Here is a 9,724-nt window from a genome sequence, read left to right as displayed (position 1 = left end):
CCACTTCTGAACTGGAATTTTGAGGTTAATAACTGCAATGGGTAGGTTCCGAAGTACCCCTCCCCACTTCTGAACCTAGAAAATTTGACCTTATCCAATGACTTTTTCTGAAATTTTGTCATATTTTCCAGTTTTTACCCTGTTTTTTGTCAGTTTTTGGTCGAATTTTTCAGGTTTGAGGTGAAAAATATGAGTTCTCAACCGGAAAATTCCATAAAAAACATTCAAGCTTGTCAGTTTTAGGTACCCCATACCTGTTTTAATGTGGGTAATTGAGGTTTTAAACTCCAACGGGTAGGTTCTGAAGTACCCTACCCCAGTTCGGAAGTACCCCTCTTTGGTTCCTACGACTTCGACAGGCTTAGCCTCCGGTACCACTGGTTCAAGTTTAACGTAGTGTAACTTGGACCCATAATGCTGAAAGTTTTCAACTTTATTAAATATACCCTGAATTCAATCCGGGTAGAAATAGTCAATATCATTTTAACGTTCTTCGACTCCTACAGCTTCGACAAGCTCAGCCTCCGGGAGGGGATTTCTACGGCTTCGACAGGCTCAGCCTCCGGGAGAGGGTAGCTATGGCTGAAGGTTTTGAAAAAATGGTGGACTATAAGGTTCACTAGTATTTTTACCCCTATAGATAAAACGAAACCTTTTTTTAGATTTTGGATACTTAAGTTAGTGTCCCCATCACAAAAGTTGATTTTCAATTAGCGTTGTAAATAAATTAATCCTTATATTTGGTACTTAATAAATTTTCTTAAAAGAAAATAATCTAGGTACCCTATGCTAAGTGTTTCAGAAGCAGCAGTTAAACTAAATCTAACTCCCCAACAAGTTAGAAACCTATGTAAAAATGAGAAATTAAAATCTGAGAAAATAGGAAGTACTTGGATTATTAATGAAAAATCTATTAACCAACTAATAAGCTCTTCTCATTGTGGAGTTGCTGAAGACCGAGCTATTTACGGATTTTCTAATAGAGACAAATCAAAGCCAATTGCTTTAAGTTTTTTCAGTGGCGCTATGGGAATGGATTTAGGTATAAAAAGAGCGGGATTTCAAACTTTATTTGCAAGTGAAACTGATAAAGCTTGCAGAAAAACTATTCTAAAAAACGATCCAAATATAGCATTAGTTGGTGACATAAGAGATTTTTCTGCTTCTGAGGTAAGGTTTGTTTCAGGATTAAACTCCGAGGAAGAAATTGATTTGGTCGTAGGAGGCCCCCCATGCCAAGCATTTAGTACTGCTGGTAAAAGAAAAGCTTTTGAAGATGAACGTGGAAATGTATTTCTGAATTTTATTGATATGATAATAGAACTTAGCCCTAAATTTGCAGTAATTGAAAATGTAAGAGGCTTATTATCGGCACCATTAAAACATAGAAGTCACAATGAAAGGGGTAAAGGCTTTGGAGAATTAACAATCAGTGAATTACCAGGAGGGGCTTTAAACCACATTATTGAAAAATTAGAAACTGCTGGTTTTAGTGTTAGTTTCAATTTATATAATACCGCAAATTTTGGAACTCCGCAAAAAAGAGAACGTGTAATTATTATTTGTTCGAAGAGCACAGGAAAACCTCCCTATTTAGAGCCTACACATAATGAAGAAGGAACGGGTGGGCTAAAAAAATGGAATTCTTTTAGAAATGCGGTTAAGAATATACCTGAAGACACCCATGAACATCTAGTGTTTCCTGAAAAAAGATTAAAATATTATAGGCTTTTAACCGAAGGTCAAAATTGGAAGAATCTACCATTAAACTTACAAATGGAAGCAATGGGAGCGTCATTTTATTCAGGAGGAGGGAAAACTGGATTTTTGCGACGTTTAAAATGGGATGAACCAAGCCCTACACTCGTTACACATCCAGCAATGCCGGCAACTGACCTTTGCCATCCAACTCAAAATAGACCACTCAGTATTCAAGAGTACATGAAAGTTCAAGAGTTTCCAGAAAATTGGGAAATTCAAGGTAGCCTCTTGGATAGGTATAAACAGATTGGAAATGCTGTTCCTATTGGTCTTGGGTATGCAGTAGGCCGCCATTTGATTAAATTAATGAAAGGTGAAAAAATTCAAAAATTTAAAAATTTTAAATATTCTAGGTATAATCGAACCTCTGATGAAAAGTGGAGGGAAGAATTTGAAAAGCAAATCCGAAATTTCAAGAATGATCACATTCAAGCTTTATAGCTTATACGATAATTGCACTCTGATAACCCAAACCAATTAAAAGTTAGCTTTAAACAGTTCCTTTGGAGTTAAATTCCAGAAGTTGACCCCAATCTATTTCACCATTAACTTTAAAAAAATCGTTAGCTAGCTCTTTAGTAAATAAATTAATTTTTTGAGCATATGATTTTAAATATTCATCATTTTTCTCTTGGGCTAAATAACCTAGAGGTTCAATTATTTCTTTATATAATTGGTCATTCCCTGAAATGAATGCCCAAAATACTTGACCACAGTACTTATAATAATCACCTTTTGGTTTATAATTATTTTTTGCCGTTGTCCTACCGTAACAGCATCCATTAACTGCAATAACGTTTATACTAGCCCCAGAAGTACGAAGTATTTTCCTTGCAGTATTAAAATTATCAACCATTTTTTTTATTTGACTATCATTCCCCCAGTCTGGCCCAGATTTAATAGAAACAATATACCTTACATCACCTTTATTAAACTCTAAATCTACACCAGGTATTCCAGATTTTCTACCATTATATACTCTGTTATTAACAAATATTGCAAGGCCTTCAAGCCAATTACCAAATATACCTTCTTCGCTAGAAGATATATATGCTTCGACAATAGCCTGTATCAGCTCCTGCGCAGTTAGAATATTTTTGGCTTTGAATAAATATGGGTTTTTTCTTCTTAAGATAGTTCTCAACTTAAGTTGTCCTAACCTCTCAACCCTTTTAGCGTGAAAATCACTAATATTTTCTTCTACATATTCCCTTACCTCAGCTAAGTCTAGCTTATTCATAAACAATAATTTTTGAAGGTTATTTTTTTATTTAAATATAATAGTAACTCTATTCAGCAATAGGAGACAATGGACTTTATAGACACCTATTTTTGAATATTTTATTTCAAATTCAATGTAAAATCTTGTTTTGTTAAATTAATAATTTAGTATAAATAATCAACTAAGGACTAGTGATTTTTTTAAGATTATCAAAATGCTACTATATTCACCTACCTAGTTAAAAAGCTAATTACATAGATTAAAGTTAAAAATTACTTCTATCATTATCTTAATAATTAAAACAGTTATTAAAACTCCAACACCCCCCTATACAAAATCAAGTAATCCTTCTAACTTCATTCCTCTGCTCCCTTTGATGAGAATCTGATAATCTTCTATATTGGAATCCTGAAGCCAGTTTCTTAAGGAAAAGGCATCTGGAAAGTAAAGGGCTTTGGGAGCTTTGGAAAGGGCATATTGGGTGTCTTTTCCTGTAAAACAGATTTTATCCAGGGCTATTTTACTTACAAGTTCTCCCAACTTCTCGTGTTCAGCTTTGCTGTATTCTCCAAGCTCATACATATCCCCAAGGATTACCATCTTGTGCTTGCGTTTATTCAACTTGCCAAATGCCTCAAGGGCTGCTTCCATGCTGGAAGGATTGGCATTGTAGGCATCCAGTAAAATCAGGTTGCTTCTTTTTTCGATGATCTGGGAACGCATGTTTTCTGGTACATAAGCAGCGATGGCTGCCGCCGCTTCCTTCATAGGCACCTCAAAATACTTGGCCAAACAAAGGGCTGCTGCTATATTGTCAAAATTATAATGCCCAATAAGATTGGATACATAGCTAGTTTCCTCGGGAGGCAAGCTAAAGGACACATTCGGCGATGCGCCAAGGAAAGTTACCTGGCAAAAATCAGCTTTACCTGGAAAGAGAACAGGGTTTTTAAACCTTCTGATCATATTGGTAAAGATTTCCTGCCCGGAATTAATAAACACCTGCCCATCCGTCTCCAATAAAAATTGAAAAAGCTCTGTTTTTGTCTTCAATACTCCTTCAGTCCCTCCCATGCCTTCTAAATGGGCCCTACCTATATTGGTAATCAGCCCATGGGTAGGCAAGGCTATCCGGCACAATTCATCTATATCCCCTTGCTTGTTGGCCCCCATTTCTACAATAGCAATCTCAGTTTCCTCTTTCAAGCCCAAAAGCGTCAGGGGCACACCAATGTGATTATTGAGGTTGCCTAAAGTCGCCTGCACCTTGAATTTACATGACAATGCCCTAATCAATAATTCCTTGGTAGTGGTCTTGCCATTGGAACCTGTAAGCCCTATGACAGGTAGGGACAATTGTTTCCTGTGATGGGTAGCCAATTGCTGCAATGCCGTTAAAACATCATCTACTAAAAAATAGCTTTCATTCTCCACCACTTCCGGATCATCCACTACCACAGCCTTGGCACCTTCTTCCAAGGCCTTTTTCGCATACTGGTTACCATCAAAAGAGGGGCCTTTTAAGGCGAAAAACAAATCTCCTTCTTCAATTGTCCGGGTATCTGTTGAAACACGTTTTGAAGAAAGAAAAAGGGAATACAATTGTGCTATCTTATCCATTGTGGTTAATCATTTTTTGAAGGCAAATTCAAACAAGTACTTCCATCCACCTGTTTAGAGACAAAAGTAATGTATCTGTTTTCATTAATTGCCGTTAAAGTTCAAAAATACCTTTCTTAATGGAAAGCAAAAAATTAATTTTACCCCTAAGCAAGATTTCGCTTCCAAACCGCAATTATCACTTATGTTGACAAAATCAATCTACCTTTTCTTGTTGCTTATTTTCGTCACAACATTGGTAAAAGCCCAGTATAACTTTGAGTTTAATACAAACATGGAGGTATTGGATGCCGATGGAAAAAGCCTGCCCCTGGCATTTGCCGGAGGGATAAATGCGGCTCAATTCCAACAGTTTGATAGTGATAACGATGGTGAGGAAGAACTGGTTATTTGGGACATAAATTCAGGAAGCATTCAGGTCTTTGAGAAAAGTGGGGCTGCTTATAAATTTCTCCCCGGAGGAAGCTACCTGTTCCCTGAAGATGTAAACGCTTTTCTCCTGCTGCTTGATTTTGATGGAGATGGTAAAAAAGACTTGTTTACAGGTTCTCCATTTGGCATCAAGGCCTATAAAAACATTACCCCTCAAGACAGTTCATTGCCCGTTTGGGAAGTCGCTCAAAGCTTTCTACGTTTGGAAAATGGCTCCAACCTTACGGCCAATATATTAGACATCCCGCTAATTGAAGACATAGATCAGGATGGGGATTTGGACGTGCTTACTTTTAACTTTGCCTCAGGAGATTTTTTGGAGTACTACCAGAATACCAGTATGGAACGCAATGGTTCTCCGGATATAGATCAATTCAAAGCCTCTCAAAACCATTGGGGAAACTTTGAGTTTTGTGGTTGTGGTGAGGTAAGTTTTGGCTTTACTTGTGGTGGAGCACCTTTAAGCATTGCCCGTCAAAACACTGACGGACTTAAGGTGCTGCATTCTGGTGGCCATACCCTGCTGTACAAGGACCTTGATCAGGATGGTGTCAAAGACCTGCTGATGGGCCGCGACGAATGTAATTCCCTTTACTTCTTACCCAACACCGGAACCGATGAAGCTCCTGTATTTTCCACCTTAAGTACAAACATCCCTCAATACGGACAGTTGCCTCAATTCCCAATTTTCCATGCAGGGTATGTATTGGAAGACGATTTGATTGTTTCTTCTCATTCCTCTGCTACATCTTTCACTTATAAAATAGACTTTGCAAAAGCATTGTACCGACTTTCCCCAAATCCGGATGCCAGCCCAAGCCTCTTTTTAAAAGATGACATGTTGGATTTTGGAGAAAATTCACGGCCATTTTTTGTAGGCAACCAAAACAATGGCGAGCTCTACATTGGAGCAAATGCCAAGGTAACTGATGAGATACAAGGTAGAATATGGGCTTATGAATTGAGAGACAATCAGGCCAGACCAATCACTGATGACTACCTGAATATCAGCGAACTAAACCTAACAGAACCGACTTATCAAAGGTTTACAACAAAGGACAATGAGTCCTACCATATTATTACTGGGGACTATTATGAAAACAATGTGCCCGAAAAGAAAATTTTCATCTCCAATGTCGCAAGTCCTGAGGACCGAAGTGAATTGAATCTCCCATCTATGGTGCTTCGAGGCTTAGATCAGGTTCATTTTTTCCATAATCAAGCCAATAACTACCTACTCCTCGCAAGGCAAACAGGTGAATTAATACTCTACTCCATCAAGATCAACGATGGTTTTGAGGCCGAATTGATATCCAATGATTTTCTGGGCTTTTCAGACAACCCTGTGGATAGAAATTTGGCAGTGGCGGTGAGGTCTGGAGCGAAACCTTTGCTTATGGCTATCAATCAGCAAGGGGTTTTGTATGCTGTTGAAGATTTCCTGCAGAAAAGTGAAAGGATTCAGGTTTCAATAAAATTAAGAGATAAAACATTTACAGAAACCAGATTTGGCAAAAACACCTCCATTACATTTGTGCCGAAATTACTGGGCGAAGGTTTTGATTTAATCCTTGGCAATAGGGCTGGTGGTTTGGAATATTTAATGCAAACGGACAATGGAGGTTCAGAACCGGGATCAAGTACAGAGATTCTCCTTTTTCCCAACCCTACAAATGGTCAGGAGTTTAGAATTGCAATAAACGAGAATGCCAGGATGAATATCTACAGTCCTTCAGGAGCCCTAATAATGAAAGGAATAGACTTGGTGAAAAATCAGGAAAATCTATTTAGCAGCTTTGGCTTCCCTTCTGGTTTGTACTTATTGGAAATCATAAAAGATGAAAACGAAAGGCATTATAGAAAGTTGATTGTTAGTCCTTAAAGAAGCATTCGTTTCCTTGAAAATTATCGAGGAAATCCCCCTTTTTTCCCCTTTAAAGGGGGATTTTCGGGAATTGATGTTTTATGCTAAATGGGTGAAATTTTAATGGGCAGAGAAAACTAACAGGTAAAACGTATCCGATCACCCTAAAGCATCAAAATCCCCCTTGACAAGAAGGGCAGTGCCTGTCACGGCAGAGTCGGTAGGGATTTTTCACGTAACCTGAAAATTATTTTTCAGATCGAATCAATCTAGAGAAAAACTATCTGAGTCTTTCCATGCCGGAAATTTAGTCCTGTAATCCAAAAGTGCCTTGCCATCCAATTCCACTATGGAAATCTTAGCAGACTCTCCAGCCTGAATTATATCTTCACCTTTGAATCCATAGGCTGCGGAATGACCACAATAGGCCACACCATTACCATCCTCGCCAACACGATTTACACCAACACAATAACATAAATTCTCTACTGCCCTGGCTCTAAGCAAAGCGTCCCAAGCCATCACCCTAGAGGCGGGCCAAGAAGCAACATAAAAAAGCAGATCAAAATCCATTTCTCCTTCTGGAGTAGCGCTATTCCTAGACCAAAGTGGAAACCTTAGATCGTAACAAATTTGCGGTCGGATCTTCCAACCTTTACAGGTAAAGGTTTTATTCTCCTCCCCCATCGAAAAATAATTGTCCTCGCCAGCCATCCTGAAAAGGTGTCGCTTGTCGTATTGTAAAAGTTCTCCCTCTGGAGTTGCCCAAAGCAAGCGGTTATAATAGTTGCCCTTCTCTTTTATAATGACACTTCCTGTAATGATAGATTTCAACTGTCCAGCCATTTGAAGCAGCCATTTTGAGGCGTGCAGGTTCATGGGTTCTGCCTGATTGGCTGAATTCATGGTGAAGCCAGTGGTAAACATTTCAGGCAATACAATTATATCTACCTTTTGATCCATCGCCCATAGCTTTTCTTCAAACATGGCAAGGTTAGCTCCGCTGTCTTCCCAATAAATATCCGTTTGTACTAAAGCTAATTTAAGATTTTGCATAGAGATGGTCTTGAAATGAGAAAAAACTTACCCTAAATCAAGGGTAAAGCATTCGGTAATCAGTAGACACTTTGCCTTTGCTAATATCTACCAACTTCCCTTTGACCATTCTCCTTTTTAAACCTTTAAGGTAATCTACAAATAAGATCCCTTCCAAGTGATCGTATTCGTGTTGTATAACCCTGGCCGTCATACCTGAAAACTCCTCTTCTTTGAGGTTCCAATTTTCATCAAAATACTCTATGGTCAATTTTTCAGGTCTTGTGATCTCTGCTCTGACTTCAGGAATACTCAAACACCCTTCTTCAAAGGTGTATTTATCTCCATATTCGTCAAGAATGATTGGGTTAATAAAGGCTTTTCTTATCCCTTTTTCATCATCCTCCTCATCCAACATCAAGTTGCTGTCCAGAACAAAGAGTCGTATTCCTTTATTTATTTGAGGGGCAGCAAGGCCTACACCATTGGCTTTGCCCATCGTTTCAAACATATCACTAATTAACCCGCTCACATCCTCACCTTCATGAATTTCTTCTGCCTCTTTCTTTAAAACCTGGTGACCGTAAGCTACTATAGGGTATATCATTTTCTATTTAAGTATGTTTGTAAAATTATAGCGGCACTGATTTTATCCAGGTTGCCCGCCTTTTCTTTTCTGTCTTTTTTCTTGCTTCCCATACTGATCATGGATTGCATGGCCATTTTGGATGTGAAGCGTTCGTCCACCAATTCAACTTTTATATTGGGAAAAGTTTTTCTTAATCTTTTCTCTAAAGAAACAACAGGCTGCGTCATGTTCGTGTCTGTCCCATCCAAAGATTTGGGCCATCCCAATACAATTGCCGAGACCTCTTCCCTGCTTGTATAACTCTTTAAATATTCCAACAATTGGTGAGTAGGTATAGTTTCCAAGGGACTTGCTACAATCATTAAAGGATCAGTAACAGCTAAGCCAGTCCGCTTAGTTCCAAGGTCAATGGCCAGTATCCTAGCCATCAGTTGCTTTTTATTTGCAAATGAAGCCTTCTAAAAACCTCACGCTCTAGCTCCACCGCTTTTGGGAATAGCAGGTCATTCTCAATTTTTGCATGTATCATAAGTTCACTCTCCAGTTTTTGAAGTTCTAGGTACAATACCCGCACAGAGATACTTGCATCTTTAGAAATGAGATAATCATTGGTAAGCTTCCTTATCCCCTTCATTTCGTCATCATGTGCATCATGTTCTGCCGCCATTCTTTGAATAGAAGGCAATGCAAACACTTTGATTGCCTCATTCAAAGGGATTGAGCCATTTTCTATCTCATGCAGGTATGCAATCCTTTCGAAAAGGGTGTCCTCCTCTTCATGGATATGGTGAATAAAATCATCCACAAATAAAGGGAACATCAGTCTCAGGTCAGTAATTAGACTTTTCTGAGACTTCTCCATCTCTATTCCTTCTACCATACTGGTAAGGAATGGCAATGCTTGCCTTATAAAATAACGGTGCTTTTTCTTAAGATAACCTACTAAAACACCAATGGGATGAAGGAAAAGTTCATCCGAAGTTGGTTCCACCCTACTTGCCCATTCTTCTAACTCAGCGATTACCTGAGAAGGGTTTACCTTGTATTTGGCACAGACATCTTCCAGTGAGTGCTGCTCATGTTGAAAAAAACTTATTCCAAAATAGTGCAATACTTCAGCTAAAACATGGTTTTCTGTAACCAATTCTCCAATGGATTTTCTATGTTTGTTTTTAGAAGAGTGCATTAACGCAAAATTAAA

Annotated in this window: 8 protein-coding genes; 2 read left to right on the top strand and 6 right to left on the bottom strand. The window is 38.4% G+C overall.

Going from position 1 to position 9,724, the window contains the following annotated elements; translation table 11 throughout:
* The first annotated feature begins 786 nt into the window (after positions 1–786).
* Entirely contained in the window at positions 787–2,202 is a 1,416-nt protein-coding gene (locus AC13EX_RS04650) for a DNA cytosine methyltransferase (RefSeq protein ID WP_482891746.1), read from the top strand.
* A 49-nt stretch (positions 2,203–2,251) separates the two neighbouring features.
* On the opposite strand, the gene AC13EX_RS04645 is transcribed toward AC13EX_RS04650, so the two are convergent.
* Entirely contained in the window at positions 2,252–3,001 is a 750-nt protein-coding gene (locus tag AC13EX_RS04645) for a PmeII family type II restriction endonuclease (RefSeq protein WP_482891745.1), read from the bottom strand.
* A gap of 309 nt (positions 3,002–3,310) precedes the next feature.
* Complete coding sequence (locus AC13EX_RS04640) at positions 3,311–4,603, bottom strand: UDP-N-acetylmuramoyl-tripeptide--D-alanyl-D-alanine ligase (protein WP_482891744.1); 1,293 nt, start codon at positions 4,601–4,603, stop codon at positions 3,311–3,313.
* 184 nt (positions 4,604–4,787) lie between these two features.
* Between AC13EX_RS04640 and AC13EX_RS04635 the strand changes: the two genes are divergently transcribed.
* Positions 4,788–6,917, top strand: coding sequence for a T9SS type A sorting domain-containing protein (locus AC13EX_RS04635; protein WP_482891743.1), 2,130 nt, complete (start codon positions 4,788–4,790; stop codon positions 6,915–6,917).
* A gap of 246 nt (positions 6,918–7,163) precedes the next feature.
* Here AC13EX_RS04635 and AC13EX_RS04630 read toward each other — a convergent pair whose 3' ends face one another.
* Genes AC13EX_RS04630 through AC13EX_RS04615 form a run of 4 tightly spaced genes read right to left on the bottom strand, consistent with a single transcriptional unit; the run spans position 7,164 to position 9,709 of the window.
* Positions 7,164–7,955: an amidohydrolase gene (locus tag AC13EX_RS04630; protein ID WP_048642121.1), complete on the bottom strand. Its 792-nt coding sequence runs from the start codon at positions 7,953–7,955 to the stop codon at positions 7,164–7,166.
* A gap of 37 nt (positions 7,956–7,992) precedes the next feature.
* Positions 7,993–8,541 (bottom strand): peptide deformylase, encoded by a 549-nt coding sequence (def, locus tag AC13EX_RS04625; protein WP_339711028.1) that lies wholly within the window; start codon positions 8,539–8,541, stop codon positions 7,993–7,995.
* A complete protein-coding gene (gene ruvX / locus AC13EX_RS04620; protein ID WP_048642119.1) occupies positions 8,538–8,951 on the bottom strand; it encodes a Holliday junction resolvase RuvX in 414 nt (137 codons plus the stop codon). Before ruvX ends, def begins: the two co-directional genes overlap by 4 nt.
* The gene (locus tag AC13EX_RS04615) at positions 8,951–9,709 is read right to left on the bottom strand and encodes a hemerythrin domain-containing protein (protein ID WP_339711034.1); all 759 of its coding nucleotides are present in this window, start codon (positions 9,707–9,709) and stop codon (positions 8,951–8,953) included. Before AC13EX_RS04615 ends, ruvX begins: the two co-directional genes overlap by 1 nt.
* Positions 9,710–9,724 lie beyond the last annotated feature (15 nt).

The organism is Cyclobacterium sp. L-R, from assembly GCF_056859355.1.
This window is presented reverse-complemented; position numbering and strand designations above follow the sequence as displayed.